This window comes from Microbacterium sp. SORGH_AS_1204, assembly GCF_030818935.1.
In the GTDB taxonomy this organism is placed as follows: Bacteria; Actinomycetota; Actinomycetes; order Actinomycetales; family Microbacteriaceae; genus Microbacterium.
On sequence record NZ_JAUTBD010000001.1, the window covers coordinates 2,784,944 to 2,807,737 of the forward strand.

32 protein-coding genes are annotated in these 22,794 nt (G+C 69.4%); 13 read left to right on the top strand and 19 right to left on the bottom strand.

The annotated features are described in order from the left end of the window. Window positions 1-13 precede the first annotated feature (13 nt). Genes QE410_RS12710 through QE410_RS12725 form a run of 4 tightly spaced genes read right to left on the bottom strand, consistent with a single transcriptional unit; the run spans window position 14 to window position 2,683 of the window. Entirely contained in the window at window positions 14-616 is a 603-nt protein-coding gene (locus QE410_RS12710; RefSeq protein WP_154921485.1) for a DNA-binding response regulator, read from the bottom strand. Further along, window positions 613-1,773, bottom strand: coding sequence for a sensor histidine kinase (locus QE410_RS12715; RefSeq protein ID WP_307332605.1), 1,161 nt, complete (start codon window positions 1,771-1,773; stop codon window positions 613-615). Before QE410_RS12715 ends, QE410_RS12710 begins: the two co-directional genes overlap by 4 nt. 34 nt (window positions 1,774-1,807) lie before the next feature. Next, complete coding sequence (locus tag QE410_RS12720) at window positions 1,808-2,368, bottom strand: GNAT family N-acetyltransferase (protein WP_307332608.1); 561 nt, start codon at window positions 2,366-2,368, stop codon at window positions 1,808-1,810. A gap of 15 nt (window positions 2,369-2,383) precedes the next feature. Then, window positions 2,384-2,683, bottom strand: coding sequence for a hypothetical protein (locus tag QE410_RS12725; RefSeq protein ID WP_307332612.1), 300 nt, complete (start codon window positions 2,681-2,683; stop codon window positions 2,384-2,386). 387 nt (window positions 2,684-3,070) lie between these two features. Between QE410_RS12725 and QE410_RS12730 the strand changes: the two genes are divergently transcribed. From QE410_RS12730 to QE410_RS12740, 3 genes are all read left to right on the top strand, one after another. Continuing rightward, complete coding sequence (locus tag QE410_RS12730; RefSeq protein WP_307332616.1) at window positions 3,071-3,571, top strand: small multidrug efflux protein; 501 nt, start codon at window positions 3,071-3,073, stop codon at window positions 3,569-3,571. Window positions 3,572-3,902: 331 nt separating this feature from the next. Beyond that, the gene (locus QE410_RS12735) at window positions 3,903-4,619 is read left to right on the top strand and encodes a histidine phosphatase family protein (RefSeq protein ID WP_307332618.1); all 717 of its coding nucleotides are present in this window, start codon (window positions 3,903-3,905) and stop codon (window positions 4,617-4,619) included. Continuing rightward, on the top strand, window positions 4,612-5,436 hold the full coding sequence (locus QE410_RS12740; RefSeq protein WP_307332621.1) for an ADP/ATP-dependent (S)-NAD(P)H-hydrate dehydratase: 825 nt from the start codon (window positions 4,612-4,614) through the stop codon (window positions 5,434-5,436). The genes QE410_RS12735 and QE410_RS12740 overlap by 8 nt, the downstream gene beginning before the upstream one ends. Here QE410_RS12740 and QE410_RS12745 read toward each other — a convergent pair. The 3 genes from QE410_RS12745 to QE410_RS12755 all read right to left on the bottom strand — a co-directional run bounded on the left by QE410_RS12745 (window position 5,360) and on the right by QE410_RS12755 (window position 7,578). After that, window positions 5,360-6,157, bottom strand: coding sequence for an alpha/beta fold hydrolase (locus tag QE410_RS12745; RefSeq protein ID WP_307332624.1), 798 nt, complete (start codon window positions 6,155-6,157; stop codon window positions 5,360-5,362). The two genes, QE410_RS12740 and QE410_RS12745, sit on opposite strands and share 77 nt — an antisense overlap. 115 nt (window positions 6,158-6,272) lie before the next feature. Continuing rightward, window positions 6,273-6,884 carry a DUF305 domain-containing protein gene (locus QE410_RS12750; RefSeq protein WP_307332626.1) on the bottom strand — a complete coding sequence of 204 codons (612 nt, stop codon included), beginning with the start codon at window positions 6,882-6,884 and terminating at the stop codon, window positions 6,273-6,275. Between the two features lie 82 nt (window positions 6,885-6,966). Beyond that, entirely contained in the window at window positions 6,967-7,578 is a 612-nt protein-coding gene (locus QE410_RS12755) for a hypothetical protein (protein WP_307332630.1), read from the bottom strand. Window positions 7,579-7,731: 153 nt separating this feature from the next. Here QE410_RS12755 and QE410_RS12760 point away from each other — a divergent pair, with 153 nt between their 5' ends. Then, on the top strand, window positions 7,732-8,337 hold the full coding sequence (locus tag QE410_RS12760) for a hypothetical protein (protein ID WP_307332633.1): 606 nt from the start codon (window positions 7,732-7,734) through the stop codon (window positions 8,335-8,337). 17 nt (window positions 8,338-8,354) lie between these two features. On the opposite strand, the gene QE410_RS12765 is transcribed toward QE410_RS12760, so the two are convergent. The 3 genes from QE410_RS12765 to QE410_RS12775 are packed head-to-tail and all read right to left on the bottom strand — an operon-like array spanning window position 8,355 to window position 10,375. Next, window positions 8,355-8,606: a helix-turn-helix transcriptional regulator gene (locus tag QE410_RS12765; RefSeq protein WP_154921495.1), complete on the bottom strand. Its 252-nt coding sequence runs from the start codon at window positions 8,604-8,606 to the stop codon at window positions 8,355-8,357. A gap of 1 nt (window position 8,607) precedes the next feature. Continuing rightward, window positions 8,608-9,093, bottom strand: a complete 486-nt coding sequence (locus QE410_RS12770) for a DUF2975 domain-containing protein (protein ID WP_307332638.1) — start codon at window positions 9,091-9,093, stop codon at window positions 8,608-8,610. A 43-nt stretch (window positions 9,094-9,136) separates the two neighbouring features. Continuing rightward, the gene (locus tag QE410_RS12775; RefSeq protein ID WP_307332640.1) at window positions 9,137-10,375 is read right to left on the bottom strand and encodes an epoxide hydrolase family protein; all 1,239 of its coding nucleotides are present in this window, start codon (window positions 10,373-10,375) and stop codon (window positions 9,137-9,139) included. Between the two features lie 76 nt (window positions 10,376-10,451). Here QE410_RS12775 and QE410_RS12780 point away from each other — a divergent pair, with 76 nt between their 5' ends. The 4 genes from QE410_RS12780 (at window position 10,452) to QE410_RS12795 (ending at window position 12,944) form a co-directional block, all read left to right on the top strand. After that, window positions 10,452-11,006 (top strand): CGNR zinc finger domain-containing protein, encoded by a 555-nt coding sequence (locus tag QE410_RS12780; RefSeq protein ID WP_307332645.1) that lies wholly within the window; start codon window positions 10,452-10,454, stop codon window positions 11,004-11,006. Window positions 11,007-11,183: 177 nt separating this feature from the next. After that, on the top strand, window positions 11,184-11,699 hold the full coding sequence (locus QE410_RS12785) for a GNAT family N-acetyltransferase (RefSeq protein ID WP_307332649.1): 516 nt from the start codon (window positions 11,184-11,186) through the stop codon (window positions 11,697-11,699). A 248-nt stretch (window positions 11,700-11,947) separates the two neighbouring features. Next, window positions 11,948-12,157: a DUF1653 domain-containing protein gene (locus tag QE410_RS12790; RefSeq protein WP_307332652.1), complete on the top strand. Its 210-nt coding sequence runs from the start codon at window positions 11,948-11,950 to the stop codon at window positions 12,155-12,157. Between the two features lie 55 nt (window positions 12,158-12,212). Then, complete coding sequence (locus tag QE410_RS12795; protein WP_307332655.1) at window positions 12,213-12,944, top strand: SDR family NAD(P)-dependent oxidoreductase; 732 nt, start codon at window positions 12,213-12,215, stop codon at window positions 12,942-12,944. Here QE410_RS12795 and QE410_RS12800 read toward each other — a convergent pair. Continuing rightward, window positions 12,902-13,156: a LysE family transporter gene (locus QE410_RS12800; RefSeq protein WP_307332658.1), complete on the bottom strand. Its 255-nt coding sequence runs from the start codon at window positions 13,154-13,156 to the stop codon at window positions 12,902-12,904. The two genes, QE410_RS12795 and QE410_RS12800, sit on opposite strands and share 43 nt — an antisense overlap. Before the next feature lie 212 nt (window positions 13,157-13,368). Beyond that, window positions 13,369-14,481, bottom strand: coding sequence for an acyl-CoA desaturase (locus QE410_RS12805; RefSeq protein ID WP_307332661.1), 1,113 nt, complete (start codon window positions 14,479-14,481; stop codon window positions 13,369-13,371). Window positions 14,482-14,880: 399 nt separating this feature from the next. Here QE410_RS12805 and QE410_RS12810 point away from each other — a divergent pair, with 399 nt between their 5' ends. Then, window positions 14,881-15,552: a hypothetical protein gene (locus tag QE410_RS12810; protein ID WP_307332664.1), complete on the top strand. Its 672-nt coding sequence runs from the start codon at window positions 14,881-14,883 to the stop codon at window positions 15,550-15,552. Between the two features lie 154 nt (window positions 15,553-15,706). Here QE410_RS12810 and QE410_RS12815 read toward each other — a convergent pair whose 3' ends face one another. The 5 genes from QE410_RS12815 to QE410_RS12835 all read right to left on the bottom strand — a co-directional run bounded on the left by QE410_RS12815 (window position 15,707) and on the right by QE410_RS12835 (window position 18,944). Continuing rightward, on the bottom strand, window positions 15,707-16,426 hold the full coding sequence (locus tag QE410_RS12815) for an alpha/beta fold hydrolase (protein WP_307332667.1): 720 nt from the start codon (window positions 16,424-16,426) through the stop codon (window positions 15,707-15,709). Window positions 16,427-16,506: 80 nt separating this feature from the next. Then, window positions 16,507-17,328: a diacylglycerol kinase family protein gene (locus QE410_RS12820; protein WP_307332670.1), complete on the bottom strand. Its 822-nt coding sequence runs from the start codon at window positions 17,326-17,328 to the stop codon at window positions 16,507-16,509. Window positions 17,329-17,475: 147 nt separating this feature from the next. Next, a complete protein-coding gene (locus tag QE410_RS12825; RefSeq protein ID WP_307332673.1) occupies window positions 17,476-17,991 on the bottom strand; it encodes a hypothetical protein in 516 nt (171 codons plus the stop codon). Between the two features lie 200 nt (window positions 17,992-18,191). Then, window positions 18,192-18,551 carry an ATP-dependent DNA ligase gene (locus tag QE410_RS12830; RefSeq protein WP_307332676.1) on the bottom strand — a complete coding sequence of 120 codons (360 nt, stop codon included), beginning with the start codon at window positions 18,549-18,551 and terminating at the stop codon, window positions 18,192-18,194. A gap of 84 nt (window positions 18,552-18,635) precedes the next feature. Continuing rightward, window positions 18,636-18,944: a hypothetical protein gene (locus tag QE410_RS12835; RefSeq protein WP_307332679.1), complete on the bottom strand. Its 309-nt coding sequence runs from the start codon at window positions 18,942-18,944 to the stop codon at window positions 18,636-18,638. Between the two features lie 441 nt (window positions 18,945-19,385). On the opposite strand from QE410_RS12835, the gene QE410_RS12840 reads away from it, so the two are divergent. The 3 genes from QE410_RS12840 to QE410_RS12850 all read left to right on the top strand — a co-directional run bounded on the left by QE410_RS12840 (window position 19,386) and on the right by QE410_RS12850 (window position 21,280). Then, window positions 19,386-19,985: an ANTAR domain-containing protein gene (locus QE410_RS12840; protein ID WP_307332682.1), complete on the top strand. Its 600-nt coding sequence runs from the start codon at window positions 19,386-19,388 to the stop codon at window positions 19,983-19,985. A 29-nt stretch (window positions 19,986-20,014) separates the two neighbouring features. Then, window positions 20,015-20,725 (top strand): GAF and ANTAR domain-containing protein, encoded by a 711-nt coding sequence (locus QE410_RS12845; RefSeq protein ID WP_307332684.1) that lies wholly within the window; start codon window positions 20,015-20,017, stop codon window positions 20,723-20,725. 153 nt (window positions 20,726-20,878) lie between these two features. Further along, entirely contained in the window at window positions 20,879-21,280 is a 402-nt protein-coding gene (locus QE410_RS12850; protein WP_307332687.1) for an aldehyde dehydrogenase, read from the top strand. A gap of 1 nt (window position 21,281) precedes the next feature. Here QE410_RS12850 and QE410_RS12855 read toward each other — a convergent pair whose 3' ends face one another. Both QE410_RS12855 and QE410_RS12860 read right to left on the bottom strand, forming a co-directional pair. Further along, complete coding sequence (locus tag QE410_RS12855; protein ID WP_279390911.1) at window positions 21,282-21,404, bottom strand: hypothetical protein; 123 nt, start codon at window positions 21,402-21,404, stop codon at window positions 21,282-21,284. A 16-nt stretch (window positions 21,405-21,420) separates the two neighbouring features. Continuing rightward, complete coding sequence (locus tag QE410_RS12860; protein ID WP_307332691.1) at window positions 21,421-21,678, bottom strand: nuclease; 258 nt, start codon at window positions 21,676-21,678, stop codon at window positions 21,421-21,423. A gap of 284 nt (window positions 21,679-21,962) precedes the next feature. Here QE410_RS12860 and QE410_RS12865 point away from each other — a divergent pair, with 284 nt between their 5' ends. Then, entirely contained in the window at window positions 21,963-22,790 is an 828-nt protein-coding gene (locus QE410_RS12865) for a sulfurtransferase (protein ID WP_307332694.1), read from the top strand. Window positions 22,791-22,794 lie beyond the last annotated feature (4 nt).

The window sequence follows — 22,794 nt, forward strand, 5'->3', positions numbered from 1 at the left end:
CCGGACCCGCTCTCTAGATCCACCCCCGCTCACGCGCATGGATCGTCGCCTGCTGCCGACTCGCCAGCCCGAGCTTGCCGAGTACCGACGAGACGTGGTTGCGCACGGTCCCGGCCGACAGGTGCAGGGCCGCGGCGATCTCGGCGACCGTCTCCCCGCGCGCACCGGCGCGCAGCACGTCGAGCTCCCGGTCGGTGAGCGGACTCCGCTCGTCGCTCAGCGCGTCGGCGGCGATCTCGGGGTCGACGTAGCGGCGCCCGGCGGCGACTTCGCGGATCACTGCGGCCACGTCATCCGCGGGTCGGGACTTGGGCAGAAAGCCGTCGACGCCTGCACCGAGCGCCCGTCGCAGCACGCCCGGCCGGGCGTGGCGCGTGACGATGACGCAGCGCGAGGGCACGCGCCGGAGGATGCGCGCGGCGGTGTCGACGCCGTCGAGACCGGGCATCTCGAGGTCGAGCAGGCACACGTCGGGGCGCAGGCGCTCGGCCTCGGCGAGCGCGCTCTCGCCGTCGCGGCACTCGGCGACGACGTCGAGGTCGTCTTCGAGCCGCAGCAGGGCGGCGAGCGCCGTGCGGATCATGTCTTCGTCGTCGGCGATGAGCACGCGGATCATGCCGTCACCCCCTCGGGCACGTGGACGGTGAGTCGGAACCGGTCGCCGAGGCGGGTGGCATCCATCGTTCCTCCGACGGCGCCGACGCGCTCGACGATGCCCAAGAGCCCCGCGCCGTCGCCCACCGGCGAGGCCGCGCCGCGCGCGTCGTTCTCGACCGTCAGCACCCACGCTCCTCGATGGCGGGCGAGCGAGAGGGATGCCGAACCCCCGCCGCCGTGTTTGAGCACGTTCGTCGTCGACTCGCGGACCACCGGGCCGAGCACGTCGGCGGGCGCCCGCCCGGCCTCGGCGTCGACGAGCAGGTCGACGGTCAAGCCCGCGGCGCGCAGCAGGTCGGCGGCGTTGGCGAGTTCGTCGGGCAGGGGCACGCCGCGGAACCGCGCGGCGAGATCGCGCGTGCCCCGGCGTGCCTCGTCGACGCTGGCGCGGGCCGCGCGCACCTGTTCGGCCGCGGCATCCGGATCGCGCCCCATCATCTTCTCGGCGAGCTCGAGCTGCAGGGCGATCACCTGGAGGTGGTGACCCTGCAGGTCGTGCAGGTCGCTCGCGAGGCGCAGGCGCTCCTGCGCGGCGGCCAACCGTCCCTCGGCGCGGCGCGCGCGATCGAGTTCGCGCACGATGTCCCACCACCACAGCGACGTCGCCGACAGCGGCGGAAGCATCGCCACGAACAGCGCGAGCCCGAACACGGCGGCGACGTAGCCATCGGGGTTGAGGCGGGTGGCATCCATGATCCACGCGGCGACGATCACCACGATCAGCAGCACGACCAGGCGCAGGCGGATGCCGTTGCGCCAGCGCACCAGACACAGGGCCTGCGCGGCGAGGGCGACGGCGAACAGCAGGGAGCCGACGGCGGCACCGGCGAGGGTCCCGAACGCGACGCCGAGCCCGACCAGCGGCCAGACGGGGTGACGGGCGTCGCCGTCGTCGAGCGGCTCGCGGCGGTAGCGCAGAAGAAGAAGGACTGCGGATGCCGTCGACCCGGCCCCGCCGACCAGGTACAGCACGATGGCCAGCGGAGCGTCGTTCACGATGACGGCCACGGCCCAGATCGCGAGTCCGAACACCTGCAGCGACAGGACGGAGGCGACGGTGTACCACCACGTGACGCGCACGTCGCGGGCGTAGGTGGCGGCGGAGGGAGTGCTCACCCCGGCCATCGTACGGCCGTGACATTCGTCACGGTCAGGGGCTGTGCAGAACCGTGGCGTACAGCAGCATGTCGCGCCGCTGTCCGCCGATGCGGTGGTAGCTGCGCAGCAGTCCCTCGCGCTCGTACCCGGCGCGTTCGGCGGTGCGGATCGAGGGGGCGTTCCACGGCTCGATGTACAGCGCGATGCGATGCAGGCCCGGCACGGTCGCTCCGAAGGCGGTCAGGGCGGCGAGCGCGTCGGCCGCGTGTCCCCGTCCGCGGGCGGAGGGGGCGACGACGTAGCCCGCGGTCGCCCGACCCTCGCCGAGCTCGGCGAGCCACAGCCCGCAGTGGCCGACGGCGGCGCCGGTCATGGCATCCGTCATCGCGAACGAGAAGCCGACGCCCTCGCCGTGGCGGCCGCGCTGGCGCTCGATCCACACCTGCGCGTGCGCCTCCGTGGCGTCGGGCGGCAGCGTGCCCGTCTGCGCGATATACGGGTCGGTCGACAGCTCGCGCACCATCGCCATGTCGCGGTCGTCGACCTCTCGCAACCGGATGCCACCGTGCGCGGGCGGCGTGGTCGGCCAGGGCGGGAGGGGTCTGGGCGGCATCGGTCGGGTCGGGGATCAGCTCGGGAACGGGCGGTCGCGGTGGCTGTCGGGGAGGTCCGTCGGTGCGCGGTCCCAGAACTCGCTGGTCTCGGTGGAACGGTCCATCGGTGCGGCATCCATCGACCGGGGCGGGGTCCACCCGTACGCCGCGGACTGGGCGGCGCCGGCGCCCATGACGGGTGCGAGGGCGGAGCGCACGGCATCCTTCCGACGGCCCGTGCGACGGCGGAACAGCGCGATCGACAGGCGGACCAGGATGCCGACGGCCAGCACGCCCCAGAAGGCGGACTCGATCCAGACGAAGGCGGGGGGCATGTCATATCTCCCTTCCGTCGCAACCGTTGCGGGTGAGCGACGCTACCCGGTCTGCGCGCCCTGCGGTAGCGCGGGGACCGTGGCGGCGGCGGGAGCATCAGGCCGGGAGGCCCATCCGCCCGGCTGCGGCCCGGCGACGCGAGGGGATCTGCGCTGCGGAGGAGAATCCCGCGCGGTGGGGCCCTCCCCTCCCGCGAAACTCCTCCCCTTCGCGAACCTCCTGCGCACCCGGCGCCCGCGGCATCCACCCGCCCGTGACATTCGTCATGCACGCTCCCGCGCATCCTCCCGCGCGGCCGTGACACCGCGACACTGCCGCCGAAGGGCCCGAATCGGTGGGATGGAATCACCGCGGAACACGCCGCGACCGATCCCCCAGGAGCAGTCATGTCGAACCCCATCAGCGATCTCGTCCTCGGCTTCCAGGGCCTCGTCGCCGACGTGCCCGACCTCGTGCAGCCGCTCATCGTCGCCCTCGCCGGCGCGGTGCCGTTCATCGAGGGCGAGGGCGCCGCGGCCATCGGCATCATCGGCGGCATCACCCCCGTCGTCGCCGCCGTCGCCGGCGCGGTCGGCAACCTCATCTGCGTCGCGATCGTCGTGCTGGCGACCTCGCGGGTGCGCACCGCCGTCACGACCCGCCGCGGGGCGCCCGAAAAGCCCGTCACCGCCCGCCGCCAGAAGTTCGAGCGGGCGTACCACCGCTACGGCACCCCCGGCGTGAGCCTGCTCGGCCCGCTGCTGCTGCCCACCCAGTTCACCGCCGCCGCCCTCACCTCGACCGGGGTTTCCCCGGCGCGCGTGATCGCGTGGCAGGCCGCCGCGATCGTGCTGTGGACGACCGTGATCACGTTGATCATCGCCGGCGTTATCCGGTTCGCCGCGTGACGGCATCCGGCCCGGGCGCCCATCGCATCAGCAGAGCACCGCGTCGCGACCGCCGCCTCCCCGGCGGTCGCGACGCGGCGTCATGAGGTCTTCGGTGCGAGCGGAGGTGCGGCGCGAGCGAAGCTGCGTGCGGCACAGAGCTCGCGGCGCGGGCAGCGCTGCGGCAAGGGCCTGAGAGTCAGACGGTGGTGCGGCGCAGGCTCCCGTCCCGCGAGCGGCCCGGGCGTCCGGCGCCCGCTCGCCGGCTCCCACAGAAAGCCTCCCTTCGCCAGCCCCGCCGACCCTGTCAACGCCCGAGCGCTGCATCCGCTCCGCGACATAACGTGCCGCCATGGCAGTGACGCGACTCTTGCTCATCCGACACGGCGAAAGCGAAGGCAACGTGGCCGCGTCGGAGGCCGAGCGGGCCGGTTCCCCCGTGATCGCGCTCGACATCCGCGATGCCGACGTGGAGCTCTCCCCCGTCGGCCGCGAGCAGGCCGAAGCCCTCGGCACGTGGCTCCGCTCCGTCGCGGACGACGTCGACGAGTACTGGGTGTCGCCCTACCGCCGCGCACGGCAGACCCTCGCGATCGCGCTGAACGACGTGCCCGCGGCATCCCAGGCGCTCGTCGATGAGCGGCTGCGCGACCGGGAGCTCGGCATCCTGGATCTGCTCACCTGGCAGGGCGTGCAGGAACTGCACCCCGAAGAGGCCGCGCGCCGGCGCCACCTCGGCAAGTTCTCCCACCGGCCGCCGGGCGGGGAGTCGTGGGCCGATGTCGCGCTGCGGCTGCGGTCGTTCTTCCGCGATGCGCTCGAGCGGCCGTCGCCGACCGTGGTGGTCGTCGCGCACGACGCCGTGATCATGCTGATCCTCTACATCCTGCTGCACCTCGATGAGGCGAAACTGCTCGCCTTCGCCTCCAGCCACACTGTGTGCAACGCCTCGGTGACCGAGCTCGTCCGCGACGACGAGGGCTGGAAGCTCGTCACCTTCTCGGCCGTCGACCACCTCGAGAGTCAGGGCGCCGACGTCACCGTGCACTCCGGAGAAGACGATGTCTGAACCCGTCACCCTGCAGCTGCTGCGCGAGTGGGGCCTGCCCGATGCCGGCGGCTCGAAGAAGTCACGCGGACAGGTCGTCGTCGTGGGCGGTTCGCCCCGCTCCCCCGGCGCGGTGCTGCTGTCGGCCGAGGCGACCCTGCGAGTCGGCGCGGGCCGGGTCGGTCTCGCAGTTCCCGCCGCGCTCGCGCCGAGCCTCGGCCCCGCCATGCCGGAAGCGGGCGTGTACGAGCTGCCGACCGGGTCGGGCCCGCTCGACGAGGCTCTGCGCTCGGGTCTGGAGTCGGCGGATGCCGTGCTCCTCGGCCCGGGTTTCGATGATCCGGATGCCACCCGCGCGGCGCTGCAGACCGTGGCCGGCGCCGACATCGACCGCCTCGTGCTCGATGCGTTCGCGCTCGGCATCCTGCCGTCGTTCGATCGCGGCATCCTGCCCTCCGACCTGCTCATCAACGCGAACGAAGAGGAGGCGGCTCTCCTGCTCGAACGCGACCTGGGCGATGATCGCGAGGCCGACATCACCGAGATCGCTCGCCGTTACGACGCCGTCGTGCACTGCTTCGGTACCGTCGCTCACCCCGACGGGCGGTGCTGGCAGGCCCAGCCGGGCGGGTCGGGCCTCGGCACCGCCGGCAGCGGCGACGTGCTCTCGGGCGCCATCGCGGGGTTCGCCGCCCTCGGCATGGAGCCGGAGCGCGCGGCCGTCTGGGGCGGGTGGACGCACGCCCGCGCCGGCGACCGGCTCACCGAGCGGGTGGGTGTGGGCTTTCTCGCGCGGGACCTGCTGCCGGAGCTGACCGCCGTCGTGCACGAGAGCTGAACGCACGGATCCGCTCCGCCGTCTCGCTCGGTGCGGTGAAGTGGGCGAGGTGCCGGTGGCCTTCGATCACGGCGACCTCGGCGATCGGCGCGCGTGCGGCGAGCCACTCCACCCACTCCTGCGAGGCGATCGGGTCGTTCGACCCGCGCATGAGAAGCAGCGGCACCGCGAGGCCTGACATTCGCTCCTCGATCGGGTACCGCAGCATGTGCACCGCCTGCCGCGCGTACCAGACGGGTCCGCACCGCAGGTAGTCGCCGACGACGATGCCGTTCAGCCGCGGCGGCTCGAGGGCGGAGTCCCGGGCAAGCAGCCATCCCTGCGTGAGCGCGTTGCGGCGCGCACTATCGGTGACCGGCCCGAGCGCGACGACGCCCCGCGCCAGGTCGGGTCGCAGACGGGCGAGCTCGACCACCCACTGCGATCCCATCGACTGCCCGACGAGCACGGCGTCACGCACTCGCAGCTCGTCGAGCACACGGCCGAGGGCGTCGGCGGTCTCGCGGATGCCGGGCGACCGGCCCGGTGTCGGTACCCCGCCGAAGCCGGGAAGGTCGACGGCGTGCACCTCGGCATCCGTCGCCAGCTCGTGGTGCAGGGGCCGGAAGTAGCGGTGCGACATGCCGATGCCGTGCACGAACACGTAGGCCGGAGTCCCCGGCCGCCGCGTCGAGAAGGAGCGGAAGCCGAGGTCGGTCACGGAGTGGTGCTGCGTGGTCACGCCGGTCACCGTAGGCGCCACCAACGGGCGGGCGTCCGGGGGTTGCCGCGGGAGATTTCCCGGGTGCGGAAGCGGCGGGGCGCCATCCCGATCCGACACGACGCCCCGCCCGGGATCACGACAGCTCGTTCAGCAGCTGCTCCATCTCGGCGATCTCGGCCGTCTGCGTCTCGACGATGCTCTCCGCGAGCGCGACGGCATCGGCGTTCGAGCCGTCGTCGATCTCGTCGTGCGCCATCTCCACCGCACCACGGTGGTGCTCGACCATCTGCGACAGGAAGAGTCGGGCGGCCTCACTGCCCGACGCGGTGTCGAGCGCCTGCATGTCGTCTTCGCTCATCATGCCGCCGCCGTGGTGCATGCCGTCACCGTCGGTCAGCGCGGCGCCCCAGTCGCTCAGCCATCCCTGCATCGTGTCGATCTCGGGTTGCTGCGCGGCCTTGATCTCGGTCGCGAGAGCGGTGACGCGCTCGTCGATGCCGTCCTTCGCCAGCAGCGTGTCCGCCATCTCGATGGCCTGCTGGTGGTGCGGGATCATCATGCTTGTGAACATGACGTCAGCCTCGGTGGCGTCGGACTGGGGAGCGGCGTCGTCGGAGGAGGATGCCGTGGCGCCGCCGCCGTGGTCCATGCCGGGCATGCTGTCGGATCCGCCGCCGCTGCACCCGGCGAGCAGGAGCAGGGCGGTGAGGGTGAGTGCGGCAATCGCCGCAGATCGGTTCTTCATTGTGTGTTCTCCAGGGTCGGTGATGAGGCCCGAGGGTGATCGGGCGGTTCGCGCTGCCCGCGCGGAGCGGGCCGGCGCATCTTCACGTGCGATGGATGCAGAGAACGGTGAGTGAGGGCGGTGGGAGTGCGTGCGCCACGACCGACCACGAGAACGGTCGTGTCCGGCTCAGGAGCCCGCGCAGGCTCTCGGAGCGCAGCCCCGCCGCGGCGACGAACGCGATCACCGCGGCGAGCAGCGCCAGAACGCACGTCATCCAGGCCATCGTGTGCTCGCCCGACGGCGCGTGACCGTCGTGGGCGGCCCGGGGCGGCGTCGCATTCTGGCCCGCAGATGCGATCTCGGATGCCGTGGGCTCACCGCCGTGAGCGTGAGCGGTGGCCCGTCCCATGTGTGACACGGCGGAGTCGGTCGCGGCGCCGTGGGCGGCCGTCATCCCCTCGTGCGACGCGGCGGAGTCGAGCTCGGCAGCTCGGGCGACCATGATCCCCTTGTGCGACGCGGCGGAGTCGGACGCCGCACCGGGGGCGATCGTCGCAACGTGCGCGGTGGCCATGGCGTGACCCGCGGCCGTGCTGTGGGTGTTGAGTGCGTGCATCGCCAGCAGCCCGGCGATGACGATGACGCTCAGGAGCGCGAGATGGAGGAGTCTGCGCGGATCACGAAGGTGTGCGGCCACCGCGATGAGCGACATGCGCACCTCCCTCCGTCGACACCAGGGTAGGCGGTGGCTGCGGCCGGAGGGGCCGCGCCGCTCACCGCCGGCGTCGCGGCGGACCTGGCTGCCGAACGGAACCGTCTGACCTGTCGGCAGCGTTCACCGCCCGACGCATGCCAGAGTGACGACGTGAAACTGTATTCCGACTTCGCCGCGCGACGTGCGCGCCAGCTGACGGCCGACATCATCGCCCTCGCCCTCATCGTGGTGAGCATCGCGACGGGTGTCGTCGTCTTCTCCACGGTGAACCAGCTCGCGCAGTTCGGACGACAGATGCAGACCGCGGGCGCCGACTTCCGCACGTCGATGACCGACGTCGGCGACCGGCTGAGCGGAGTCCCCCTCATCGGCGACGGAATCAGCGCACCGTTCGACTCGGCGAGCGCCGCGGGCGACACCCTCGCCGCCGCCGGACAGACGCAGCAAGACCTGGTGCTGCACGCGGCCATCGTTCTCGGAATCGGCGTGGCCGCGCTGCCGATCCTGCTCGTGCTGCTGGTGTGGCTCGTCCCCCGCCTGCGGTTCATCAAGAGGGCATCGCGCACGAAGGCGCTCCTGCGAAGCGGTCCCGACACCACGGATCTGCTCGCGCTCCGCGCCCTGACGAATCAGAAGGTGGCCGTGATCGCGAAGGTCGCCCCTGATGCGCTCAGCGCCTGGCGCCGCGGCGACCCCGAGGTGATGCGGCAGCTCGCCGATCTCGAGCTGCGGTCGCTCGGTATCCGCCTGCCGTAGGCCGACGGCGTCCAGCCTCAGACGCGACTGTCGCTCAGCGCCGGCTCCTCCACCGCGGATTCGCCGTCGGGCTCCCACCGCAGCAGGTCGCCGGGCTGACAGTCGAGCACCTCGCACAGCGCGCTGAGGGTTGAGAACCGCACCGCCTTGGCGCGCCCGTTCTTCAGAACGGCGAGGTTGGCGGGGGTGATGCCGATGCGGTCGGCCAGCTCTCCGACGCCCATCTTGCGACGCGCGATCATCACGTCGATGTCGATGACAATCGGCACCTCAGATCACCTCGCCGAGTTCGGCGCGCAGCCCCATGACCTCGCGCTCGCGGGCGATGGCCTGCCGCAGCAGCCCTTTCATCACGCGCACGAGCAGCGCGACACCGCCGATGACCACCGCGGCGCCGCCGATCAGCCCGACCACCCCGGGTGCGACGTCGCCCGGTGCGAGCAGCAGCCCGATCGCCACGAGCACCGCGGCGACGGCGACGAGCGACCACGTGATGACGTCGACGTCGCGAAAGGCCCCCTCGGCGAACACGCTCCCGGTCCGCACCTTCGACAGCAGCCGCCACACGCACACCGCGAAGACTTGAAGGGCCAGGATGCCGAGCCCCAGCAGCGCCACGAACGTCACTCTCGCCGCCGGATGCGCGTCGGCGAGATCCCGGTAGATCGCCGGCAGGATCATCGCCTGCACGACCACCGATCCGAGCAGCGCGACGGCGATCGCCGCCTGCGCGATGCGGGTGAGGAGAGGGCTCATGGCGGCATCCATTCATCGAGGAACGATACCAATCTACCGTTTATCAATAGATTCGTGAAGACGCCCCGCGCTGAGCCGGTTCGCCCGGGCTCCTGGGTGACACCGTACACACCATCACACCGACGCCGCCAGCACCGCCGCCAACCCCTCCCGCAGGTCGCGCACGAAGGCATCGGGCATCTCCAGCGCCGGAAAGTGCCCGCCCGCACTCGGCGCCCGCCACCGCACGATGTTCGAGAACCGCACCTCGGCCCACGGCCGCGGGTGCTTCTCGATGTCGTATGGATACGTCGTCAACGCCGCCGGCACCGCCACCCGCAGGTCGGGATCGAGCGACTGGTGACTCTCGAAGTAGATGCGCGCCGCCGACGCCCCGGTCGCGGTCAGCCAGTACAGCGTGACGTTGTCGAGCAGGCGGTCGCGCGAGATGGTCTCGAAACGGGACGTCGACCGTGTCGCTCCATTCGGCGAACTTCTCGGCGATCCACGCGAGCAGCCCGACCGGCGAGTCGACGAGGGAGTAGCCGATTGTCTGCGGCGAGGTCGCCATGACCCTCGCGTACGCGAGGCGGTTCCGCTCGAACGCCCGCGTGTGCTCGACCCACTCCCGCTCCGCGGCGTCGAGCACGTCGAGACCGAGCCCGGGCGGCGCGACCGGCGTCGTGGTGTGGATGCCGATGACGTGCTCCGGAAACCGACCACCGAGCGCGATGGTGATCGGCCCGCCCCAGTCCCCGCCGTGGGCGAGGAAGCGGTCGTACCCGAGGCCACCCATGAGACGCACCCACGCAGCCGCGATGCGTTCGGTCCCCCACCCCTCCTCCGTCGGCCTGTCGGAGTACCCGAAACCCGGTAGCGACGGGGCGACCACGTGGAAGGCGGGGGTCTCGGCATCCTGAGGCTCGGCGAGCTCGTCGATGACGTCGACGAACTCGGCGATGCTTCCGGGCCAGCCGTGCGTCATCACGAGCGGGGTGGCATCCGGTCGCGGGGAACGTCGATGAAGGAGGTGGATGCCGAGACCGTCGACGACCGTGCGGAACTGCCCGATCTCGGTCAGACGCCGTTCGAACGCGCGCCAGTCGTATCCCGTTCGCCAGTACTCGACGAGGTCGACCATGTCAGCCAGGGGAACGCCCTGGCTCCACCGCTCGCGGCCGGATGCACCCGCCCGCGTCGTCTCGCGTTCCGGAAAGCGGGCGGATGCCAGGCGCTCCCGGAGGGCCGCAAGCTCCTCATCGGTTGCATGCTTCTCGAACGGCTCGATGTGGTCGTCGATCATGGGGCCTCCCTGTGCGAACCGGCTATGACGGTTCTAGCACCGAAGCAACGACGATGGAACCATCTATGCTGGTTCCATGCCTGACCGTGCCCCGGAGTTCCGCGTCGGCTCCGTGCTCGCCACCTCCTTCACCGGGACGCTCACGGAGCGCCGTGGCACGCCGGTCGAACGCATTCCGACGCCCGAGCGCCTGGCCGATTGGCTGACCGAGCGGGACCTCGCCGTCGACAGGTGCTCCCCCGCCGACCTCACGGCCGCGGTCGAGCTGCGCGAGGCGATCCACGCCGCCGCCACGGCCGGAGCCCTCGATCAACCGCACCCGCAGGATGCCGTCGAGGTCATCAACCGGTTCGCCGCTCACGGGGGTGCGGTGCCGGCGCTCTTGGACGATGGCCGCCGCCACTGGCGCCTCGGAGAGCCGGCGACCGTCGCGGCAGCCCTCAGCGTCGTCGCCGCCGACGCGATCGAGATGCTGGCCGGCGTTCGTCCCGGCACGCTCGCGCTGTGCGCCTCGCCCACCTGCCGCGCCGCCTTCTTCGACACCAGCCGCGGTCGCACCCGGCGCTGGTGCGACATGAACACGTGCGGCAATCACGAGAAGAAGGCGCGCCTGAAGGCTCGCCGCGGGTGACCGCCACCCAAACCCGAGCCGGACGATCACATCCGCGAGCGACTCGGTCGATCGGACCGGACCGCGGGCACCTCGCCGAGGACTCCGGCGAGCGCGCCTACGCTTGTCCCCGCGCGCAGGAGAGAAAGCAGGAGATTTCCGTTGCCCCACTCGGTCCAAATCGCCTCTCACGGCGCTATGACGACCGTGGACGAAGCGGGTCTGCGGCGTCTGTTCGATGACGAGTATCTGCACGAGTTCGGCCCGTGGGAGCCCTCGCAGCCGTACGGGTACGCCCCGCAGGACGTGAGGGTGCTCGCCCGGTCCGCAGGCATCATCGTCGGTCACGCCGGTTGGCGACGCCGATCGATCTCGGTCGGCGACGCCGAAGTGACGGTCGCCGGTGTCGGTGGCGTTCTCGTCTCCCCGAACGCACGGGGCGAAAACATCGGACGACGCATGATGGAGCGCGTCGCGGAATCGTTGCTCGAGGCGGGAGACATCGAGTTCGGATTTCTCGGATGCCGCGAGCAGGTCGTTCCGTTCTATCTGGCGTGCGGTTGGACGCGCATCACCGCATCCGAGCGTTCCGTGGGACGTGACGGCACCCTCGCGACGCACCCACCCGGGCCGCCGCTGCTCATCCTTCCCGTCGGCCGCGATGTCGAGTCGTGGCCCGAGGGAATGATCGATCTCCGGGGTCGCGCGTGGTGACGACCCGTCAGGAGGGTTCGCCCGCGAGGCGCGAAACCGCATCGGCGAGGCGGTCCACTGGCATCCGCGAATCCATCTCGACGGTCGCACCCCGTCTGAGCAGCGGCTCGACGTCGGCGAGGTGCTGACGGATCTGTCCGCATCGGCGCTAGCGCCCCATCCCGAGTCGAGCCCCCATGGCATACTCGGCACCTGGTTGCGTCGACGCGGTGCGCGACGATTCGGCTTCTACGCGAAGGGACGGTCGCATGACCATCGAGCCCGGCATCTACGAGCACTTCAAGGGCCAGCGCTACGAGGTGTTCGGCACGGCCCGGCACTCCGAGACCGAAGAGGTCTTCGTCTCGTACCGCAAGCTCTACGGCGACTACTCCTCCTGGGTGCGTCCGATCGAGATGTTCACGGGCACGGTCGAGCGCGACGGATACTCGGGGCCGAGGTTCCGCCGCATCGCGTGAAGCGCCGGCTCACGAGGTCGTTGATCATCGCGGCGACAGCGCCGACGATGTGTTGATGGACTACGAGGAACAGGTCACCGCGATCACCGGCGGCTCGCGCGGAATCGGTGCGGCCGTCGCCCGTCGACTCGCGGCTGACGGTCACGCCGTCCTCATCGGGTACCGAAGCGACCAGGAAGCCGCACGCAGCGTCGCCGCTGACATCATCGATCGCGGCGAAGTGGCATCCATTGCTCCCGTCGATGTGACAGATGCCACCTCACTCGCGGCCTTTTTCGATACCGCTGCCGCGATGGGACCGCTTATGGGAGTCGTCGCCTCGGCAGGTGCGGTGCGAGCCGTCGGAAGCCTCCGCGAACTCGATCCCGATGACCTGCGTCGCGACATCGACGTCAACCTGCTGGGCGCGGTACTCACCGCGCGGGCGTCGATCGCGCACCTCGAGAAGACCCGCGGATCCATCGTGTTCATCGGTTCCGCGGCGGCGACCCTCGGAAGTCCCCACACCTACGTGCACTACGCGGCCGCGAAAGCCGGCGTGAGCGCGCTGAGCCTCGGGCTGTCGAAAGAGCTCGCCCCGCTGGGGGTGCGCGTGAACTGCGTCGAGCCGGGCATCATCCGAACCGATTTCCACCTCGACCCCGACCGGCCGGACAAGCTGGCGTCGACGATCCCCCTGGGGCGTCCCGGTGAACCCGCCGAGGTGACCGGCGCCGTCGCGTGGCTCCTCTCGGCGGATGCCGGTTACGTCACAGGCGCCACCATCCGGGTCGCCGGAGGACGCTGAAAAGCACGCCCACGAGCGGTCGACGCATTCAGGATCGCGGCCAGTCCGGTGATCGCCGCGATCATGTGCGGGATGACGCCGAGGGTGCACCCGAACGCGGCGACAATGCCGGCCTTCGTGCCGCGGGAGAGCCCGGCGGCGATAGAGTACACGGCACCGGTGCCGGGAGTCGCGACCACGACGAAGGTGGTCAGCAGAAAGGCAATGCTCACCGTGGTTTCCTCCGAGAGTCGTTGCTTCCGCACAGCGTTCTGGGTGCGCCCGGTGGGGATACTCACCGATACCGTCGACCGCGACGGTTACTCGGGGCCGCGGTTCCGGCGCATCGACTAGACCGAACGGCGGTGCCGCAGCCGGGCATCGCACGTTCCCTCAGATGCCCGAGTCGCCCCCTCGCCGTGGCTAGCCATCAGCTCAGCCCTCCTTACCGGATGCTTCGTGCCGCCGTGGACGTCATCGGGCACTCGAACGGGTCGCGGGCGGCCAGGCCCACGCGGTTCAGGTACTGGATGACGATGCCGTACGACTGCAGCAGCGTCGTCTCGACGTAGGGCACGTTCAGCGTGGCGCTCTGCTCCTTGACGATGGCACGGGCCTTGCTCAGGTGCGGGCGAGGCATGTTCGGGAACAGGTGGTGCTCGATCTGGTAGTTCAGACCGCCCATCAACCAGGTGGCCCACCATCCGCCGGTGATGTTGCGCGAGGTGCGCACCTGCTTGCTGAAGAAGTCGAGCTTGGCATCCGGGGCGATGACGGCCATGCCCTTGTGGTTCGGGGCGAACGAGGCGCCCATGTACACGCCGAACACGGCGAGCTGCACACCCAGGAAGGCGAAGGCCATTCCGAGCGGCAAGAAGACGAACACCGGGGCGACGAAGATCGCGAAGCGCAGGGCGATCAGTGACAGTTCGGTCCAGCGGCCCTTGACGGGCTCGCGTGAGAGCAGGTGACGCAGGCCGATGGCGTGCAGGTTGGCGCCCTCGAGGGTGAGCAGCGGGAAGAACGCCCACCCTTGACGCTGGGTGATCCAGCGCTGGATGCCGCGTGCCTTGGCGGCGTCTTCGTCGAGGAACGAGATCGTGTCGATCTCGATGTCGGGGTCTTTGCCGACGCGGTTCGGGTTGGCGTGGTGACGCGTGTGCTTCGCGCTCCACCACGACACGCTCATGCCCACGACGCCGGCGGCGAGCCACAGCGCGAGGCGCTCGTTGGCCTTGCCCGAGGTGAAGATCTGCTTGTGCGCCGCTTCGTGAGCGAGGAACGCCACCTGGGTGAACAGGATGCCGAGAGCGGCGGCGATGAGCAGCTGGAACCAGCTGTCGCCCAGCAGCACGAACCCGGTGATCGCTCCGCCGAAACCGAGAGCGAGGACGGTCCCGACCAGGGCGTAGAAGCGGCGCGCTCGCGCGAGCAGTCCTGTCTCGCGTACGACCTGCGACAGTTCGGTGTACGCCTTCGCCATCGGCGGGAAGTCGGTCGTCCCCTTGTAGGTCTGACGGATCGGTCCCAGCCGGGACTCGATGACGGGTGCAGCCATTGCATGCTCCTCGGATGGGGGTGACCGTATGGGCCCGAAGCCGAAGGCGGATGCCAGGGACTATTCTTCGAGGCTACGCCCCGTATATTCACGTGATTGCATATTGGTGTGACCGAAGTGCCGTGAACCCGCGATTTCGCCATCCTGTGGGCCGCTTTTCCACGGGCTTTTGCCAGTTTGAGAGACTTTTCAAACCATTCCCAGGATCGGCGCATCCCCCGCGACCTCACACATTCTGCGCAGAATATTCCCCGAACAAAATCATGGATTGTGCAAATCGTCTTCTGATCTCGCAATCCGGCGCCCGGCCGCTCCGGACGGGTGTCGGGGCTCTGCACGATTCTGACCATTGCGCAACGCCGTCGGCGATCCCCGCTCCGCGAACGTAGCGTGCGCCGCATGACTTCCGATGATCGTGCCAGTGACACGTCCCGAGCCCCGGGTCGTCCCCGCACCGCACGTGGCGACACCGCCTCTGCGCCGGAGGCTTCCCCCGCCGCGAAGACGCTTCGCGACGACGTGTTGGCCCGCGAGAAAGAGACGTTCGGCGGCTTCAAGTTCGGTGCGGCCTTCTTCGGCTGGCTGACCGCCACCGGCGCGGCGGTCCTTCTCACCGCCCTCGCCGCCGCTCTGGGCGCGGCGATCGGTTTGAGCCAGGCCGAGTCCGTCGACGACGCGGCGAATACCGCCTCGGACAACGCGGATACCGTCGGTGTCATCAGCGTGATCGTGGTCGGTGTCGTGCTGCTCGTGGCCTACTTCGCCGGCGGTTACGTGGCCGGGCGGATGGCACGCTTCAGCGGGCTCAAGCAGGGCCTGGCCGTCTGGCTGTGGGCTGTTGCCATCGCGCTCATCGTGGCGGTCGTCACCGCTATCGCGGGGAGCCAGTGGGACGTCCTGGGTGATCTGAACAGCTTCCCGCGCATCCCGGTCACACCCGAGACCGCCACCCTGACGGGCATTCTGACCGCGCTCGGCGCGGCCGTCATCACTCTGATCGGAGCAACACTCGGCGGTATGGCGGGCATGCGTTACCACCGCAAGGTCGATCGCGTGGGCCTCGGGCGGTAGTGGCGATCGGCACCCCGCGAGAAAACTCAGCGCATTCGGATGAAGCCCAGACGGTGGCACCGCACCTGTAGCGAGGCAATTCGGCTCCAAATACATAGCCGTTAATCGTCGCGCCGTCTGAGATCTTCGCCAGGTCCGATATCTTCGCGCGAAATCACATCCCGGCGAACTGCTGAATGCGGCCGGCGAGATCGGCGGCCGCGGTGGAATGCGCGAGGTGCCGCTGACCGGCGATGACGCCGACATCCGCGTCGCGCGCCGAGGCTTGCAGGTGCGCACACCAGCGTTGACCGGCGATGACGTCGTCGCTGCCGCGGATGATGAGCAGCGGCATCCGGAGGCGGGTGACGTTCTCGTCGAGGCGATAGCGGAGCATATGCCGAACCTGCTTGGCGTACCAGATCGGTCCGCACCGCAGGTAATCGCCGAACACCACGACGTTGAGGGCGACAGGCTCGCGGAGGAAGTCCGCCCCGAGCAAGAGCAGCTGGCGAACCAGGGTGCAGTGTCGACGGTCGGTGACGGGACCGCACACCACGACCGCAGACACGAGGTCGGGGCGTTGCACGGCGAGCTCGACCGACCACTGCGCCCCCATGGAGTGCCCGACGAGGATGCCGCCCGACACGCCGAGCTGCTCGAGGAATGTCGCGAGGGCACCGGAGATCTGAGCGACATCCGGCGCCCCGGGGGGCTTAGGGAGCCCCCCGAAGCCAGGTAGATCGATGGAGTGCACGTCGCCGTATGCGGACAGTTCGTGGTGCAGCGCCGCGAAGTAGCGGTGGGAGGTGCCGAGCCCGTGGACGAGAACGTAGGTGCGTGCGCCGGACTGGCGTCGGCGCGTGGAGATCGCGCGGAAGGTGAGACCGTTCACCGTCTGCTCCGTCGTCGAAGACCCCGGAGGGGGGTCCGACGTCGCCCTCACCCGTGTGCGGCGCGAAGCGGCGCGGCACGTCACTCGGTGGCCGCGGTCGTGGGAACGCGGATGGTGAGGGCTGCCGGCTCGATCCAGGCGCGGAAGGCGGTGGCTTCGCCGAAGGCATCGCCGTCCAGCTCGATGTTCTCGGGGCGCGAGAGGCGGGCGGTGAAGTGGGTGCCCGTCTCGTAGTGCAGATCCGCGTCGTTGCGACGTTCGCCGGCGATCGTTCGGCCGGCCGCGGTGCGGCGGACGATCCCATTGATCCAGGCGACCTTCCACCACACGCGGAGCCAGCCGAGTGCTCCACCGGGGCGCATCAGGAGGAGATCGAAGAGGCCGTCGTCCACGACCGCGTCGGGCAGAAGCAGGATGTTCGAGGGGAGCGATCCGCAATTACCGAGGATGACGGTGTGCACGGTCGCACGCTGGGGTTTGCGGTCGTCCAAGCGGAACCGCAGGTGCAGTTCGTCGGAGTCTCGCAGCGAGACGATGATCGCCCGCAGGTAGGCGACCCACCCGGCCTTCTTCTTCAGATCGTCGTCGGTGTTCTCGATCATCTTCGCGTCCAGGACGGCGCTCCCCCGGACGGCTTCCGCGACGGCGCGGACGGTGCCATCACCGCCGGCTGCGATGACCAGATCGACGCCGGCCTCGAGCGCCTGGGCGGCGACGCCCTGACCGACGTCGTCGACGGAGGTCTCGTACCAGGAGGTCTCCGCCCACCCGGCCGCCGTCGCCGCGGCGCTGATGGCGGCGTGGAGGACGGCGATGTCGACCTTTGTGGGGTTGTACACGACGGCGGCTGTCTTCGACGCTGTGGGAGACGAGCCCGCGTGCGTGTTGTCAGGACTCGTCAATGACCGCGTCCTCGGCCGTGTCCATTGCGGCTTGACCTTCTGCCTGAGACTCCGACCCGGCGGATGCGGCGGAATCGTCCGACACCACGGTGGTGCCGGTGGTGCCGGGAGGGCGAGGAGGGGTGCCCTGGCCTTCGGGTGACCCGTTCATCGGAGGCCGATCGAGTGAAGCAGACCTGCGGCGGGGCGTTGTTGCTCGCCCTGCTGGGCGCCGAGGATGACGAGTACGCCGGTGAGGGCGGGGATGACCCACTGCACGATGCGCTGTTGGGTCTGCGCGGACGCCAGAGCGGTGGACGCGCCTTCGGTGGGCTCCGTGGCGCCGTCTCCGCCTTCGTCGGAGTGTCGCCAGATCTGAGCCCCCAGGACCCCCGCATACACGCTGGCCGCCGCGGCGAGTCCCGTGACGACCGACTTGATGACGGTGTTGTGACGTGCTTCAGGCTGCCCGGCAAGGCGGGTCTTGTTGCCGAGGATGAGTCCCACTCCCCCGATACCGTGCACGACGATCGCCGTCACCTGGACGGGTGCCCATCGGGCCCATCCGGCGGACGACAGGCTGAGGCGTTCCTTCGGGTCGTCGGCGAGGGATGCCGCACCGTTGAGTCCGACTGCTCCCATGAGGGAACCACCGAACCACGCGGCCAGACCGACGTCGTGCATGCTGCGGACTATCGTGTTGCGAGCCGACATTGGGGCCGCCCTTCGTGTTGTGAACTCTGACAACACACCCGCCGAGATGGAACGGGCACGAGGGTTGCCACAGCGCCGAAACCGTGCAGGCGCCGAACACTCGGAGGCAGTCGGTGCACCACCGCGGCTGCTTTCACCGTCCGCGGTACCCGAGTCGGCATCCGGGGACCCTACGCCTCGATGGATGCCGAGATGCCGGCCGGCTCGCGCCCGCCGGACTCGCCACGTTGCGAAGCGCGGGGTTCGGGCAGCAGAGATAAGCCCTGGGGGGAGTTGGCCGCGCGAGTGAGTGCGTTCAGCCAGAGGGGGTTGAGCGCGGGCGTACGAGCGGTGTCGTAGGCGAACGAGATGGTCGAACGCGCGTTGAGATACACGCTGGTTCGTCCACCGCCAAGACTCACGTCGTCTTTCCACCCGAGACAGAACCCCTCCCCCCGCCGCACCTTCGCGAGGATCACCGCCTGCAGATGAGCCAGCGCACGATCCTCGAAACCGGTGCTGATGCTTGAGTCGTAGGTGAACTTACCCATCAGATCTCCTCGTGCTGGATGCCGCAGCCGCACCGGGGGGCATACCTCCCGCCGTGCGAGTCGCTGTGCGAATGAGTTCGGCCTTTATGGCATGACGGAGAGGACGACGACCCCCATCGTCAAAAGCCCTGCCGCAACCGCACCGACGACGATGGCGAGGACGGGGCCCCAGCGGTCGAAACGTGACGCGTCGCTTCCGTCGGCAGCGCGGAGAATGGAGAGTTGGGCGGCGCGGAGAGTCTGGTGACGACCCAGAGGCGTCGACTTTCCGTCGAAAGCGATGAAGGATCCATCGGGCACCATCACGACGTGTCCCCGGGTCGACTCCCCGATCTTCACGATGTGGTGCCCCTCTTCCTGCAGGGTCCACACGGCGCGAACCCGGCCCGGCATCTGATGCATCATTTGGATGGTCATCAGACGGACCGGGCCGTTACAGCCAGCGGCGCGATGGTTCGTCCGTCGAGCGCGACGACATCGATGAGGATGCCGGCCGCGGAATGCGCGGCCGGCGCGAAGCGACGGAGAGTCTCCCTGTCCGGGGCGATCTCTGCGTCGGCATCGGAAACGAAGTGCAATGGAAACGCTGTGCGCATTTCTTACCCCATTCGACGCGGCGACGAGAAAGTCAGCCGGGGTCTAGGGCATCTACGGACAGGATAAAGGCGCGCACCCTATAACGCAAGATTCGACGATCGACCGTGCGACTGATCTTTCCGACGCGGTAGACGTAGAATGTGGCCAGGCGTCCCCTGGACCTAGGCCGCTGTGTTCGACTAGGTCAGGAGTTTCATGACACCCGATGGTGCGTCTGCCTCCTCTCTGTGTCCCGCGTTGATTCGTTCGCTCCCGGTTCATCACGTCGGTATTTCATCGCTGGGCGCACCCTTCGAGGTCGAGACGATCTGCGCGAGCGATGCTGTCGCCGCGGAGCTCGACGAGACGCAGCTCGATTCCGGAGTGGGGCCGTGCTGGCGAGCGCGGGCAACCGCCGCGCCCGTCCTCCTTCCGGATCTGCGGAACGGTGTGGTCTCCGCGTGGCCGCTGTTCCTGGCGACAGCCACGCGACATGGCATCTCTTCGGTGTACGCCTTTCCGATGGTGGTGGGTCTGCTGGAGGTGGGGGTCGTGAATCTCTACGCCACCCGCGCCCACGCCTTGTCGGCCGGACAGGTCGGTGAGGCCGCCCTGTTGGCGAACTCCGCGGGTCAGCAGATCTTGCGGTCTGCCCTCGACTCCGTCGACGACGATGTCTCCGCGAACGTCTCCCCTCGACGGTTCGTCCATCAGGCCACCGGCATGGTCGTGGCGCAGCTGCGCGTGGCACCCGACGACGCGTTGCTCATCATCCGCGCGCACGCGTTCGCCTCGGGACGGACCGTGCGCGAGGTGGCGGAGGCGATCATCTCGCGCGACATCGACTTTTCGGTGTGAAAGTGAACGGACGGAAGTAGGTTGCACTCATGACGAGCACATCGCGGGAGAAAGACCTGGTCGATACTTTCGTCGAGCTCGCCGACACCATGGTCAGCGGGTACGACATCGTCGACCTGCTCTACCTGTTGGTCAGCCGGTGCGCCGAGACCTTCGGTGCCGCCGACGCCGGCATCCTGCTTCCCGACGCGCAGGGATCGCTCGAGGTCGTCGCGTCGACGAGCGAGCGCAGACAGCTCATCTCGCTCCTGCAGCTCGACGCGGAGCAGGGCCCCTGCCTCGATGCCTACCACTCCGGCCAGCCGGTCACCGTCGACGACTTCGCCGCGATTCACGAGCGGTGGCCGCGGTTCGCGGACGCCGTCGGTGAGTTGGGGTATCAGTGGATGCACGCGATCCCCCTCCGACTCCGCGAGGAGGTCATCGGTTCGCTGAACCTCTTCGGCGACACCCCCGACGCGCTCTCCGCCGAAGACGCCCTCGCCGCGCGAGGTCTCGCGGACATCGCGACGATCGGCATCCTTCACGAACGGGCGTTCCGCGAGTCCGACCTCGCTCGCACGCAGCTGCAGCACGCCCTGGACAGCCGTGTCGTGATCGAGCAGGCGAAGGGCGTCCTGTCTCACTCGCATGGCGTCGACATGGAGGAGGCGTTCCGCCTTCTTCGAGAACAGGCTCGCAGCACTCAGCGGAAGCTCGCCGACGTCGCCCGCGACGTCATCGCCGACGCCATCCGCTGACGAAGCCCGGGCATCATCGCACGTCCTCGATCATCTGATGAAGCTCCTTTGCGCACTGTCGGCGGACGTCGTCGCGGGCGTAGCATCGCCGATACGCCGGAGTCCCTCCGCGGCATCCGGTCCCTCCGTCACGACGAGCACACGGGAGAAGCAATGGACACGATGGCCATGATGAAGTCGATGGACATGGGCGAGATGACCATGAACATGGATGCCATGCAGGAATGCATGCAGTCGCTGAACGCCTGCGCGATGGCTGCGGCGATGTGCGCCGGTAGCGACATGATGCACGGCCCCGAGATGGCCACGTGCTGCGCGATGTGCTCGAACATGGTCGAGATGGCGCAGGCGACGATGCACATGATGATGCGTCCGGCCGGGATGAACATGGACGTGATGAGCGCCATGATGACCGCCTGCATGACCATGGGCAAGGCCTGCGCCGCAGAATGCCGCGCCCACGCCGACATGGACGAGATGTGCCGCTACTGCGCCATGGCCTGCGACGACATGGTCATGACGTGCGAGGCGATGATGGCCTCGATGTCTTCCTGACTCACGCCGGGTCGAAGACCGTCGCAAGTACTCCGGACGTCACCACGACGATCACTGCGAGGACCACCACAACGAGGATGACGACCAGGACGGCGGGAGAACGCTCTCGCTCGTCCTGAGTCATTCCGTTTACTCCGAGATCAGGCCGCGCGTGCGGTAGTCAGAATCGCTGACGCGCTGAGCAGTTCTGCGACCGGGTGAAAAGCCACCGGCTCCCCCACCGCGATGTCGACGGCCGGGCCGACGATCCGCAGTTCCGTCGTCGAGCCGTTCAGCAGAGCGACGGTCACCGACGCGCCGTCGGCGGCGATCACGAGGCCGTCCCACCACGCGGAGGGGTTCGAGGCTGCCATGCAGCGCTGGATCGGGTGGACTGTCGACGAGATCGTGCGGGACATGGCTTCACCTGCCTTCGAGGGGTTCGTGTGACACGACGATACGAGGTGCGGGGCCGATGACAGGCGGATGCCGTAGCGGGACGTAACAGCACGGGCGGCTTGCACCACGAGTGACACCGATCCAGCCGCCGTGGGCGCGTGAATAGCCGTTCTCATCCCTTCATATCCCCGCATTACGCAGGGAGACGCCCCATTGCGAAACCCTTTCGACCGCACGATCGCCTGGTCATAGTTACTGCCGTTGGCACTTGCCATCGCCCTGCACCTCCAAGAAAGGCAGTCCGATGACACCTTCCGCTTCTCCCGACCCCGCCGCGGCCGAGCACGAGACTCCGGCCGCTCGGCGGCGCTCCTGGGTCACTCCCGTCGCCTTCGCCGCGGTCGCCGTGCTCGGCGTGACCGCCGGCGTGATCGGCGCGAACAGCCTGCGCGCCCCCTCGACCACCGCCGCGACCACGGCCGACACCGCCACGGCGCAGGCCGCGAGTCTGAACGTCCAGTACGGGGAGTCGCGCGGGTTCGACGACGTACGCCAAGACGAGGTGCTCGTGAGCACCGAGTGGCTCGACGAGAACCTCGACGACCCGAACGTGGTGGTGATCGAGGTGAGCGAGGGCCGGCAGTCGAGCGCCCTCACGCGCTACGAGGCCGGACACATCCCCGGCGCGGTCGAGTTCGTCTGGTACCGCGACTTCGTCGAGCAGATCGAGCGCGACCTCGTCAGCCAAGACCACTTCACCGCCCTCGCGCAGTCCGCGGGCGTGAACCCCGACAGCACCGTCGTGCTCTACGGCGACGCGAACAACTGGTTCGCCTCGTACGGCGCGTGGGTGTTCAAGCTCTACGGCCACGACGACGTGCGCCTGCTCGACGGTGGCCGCGCCGCGTGGGAGGCCCAGGGCCGTGAGCTCTCGCCGGCAGCCCCGACCCCGGCGACCGGAACGTGGGAGGCCGAAGCACCCAACTCCGACATCCGCGCGTTCCAGTCCGAGGTGCTCGCGGTGTCGCAGGGCGAGAAGGACGGCGTGCTCATCGACATCCGCGGACCGCAGGAGTTCGCGGGCGAGATCGGCGTCGCCGAGGGCTTCGGCGGAGAGGCTGCGGCGAAGTGAGGCC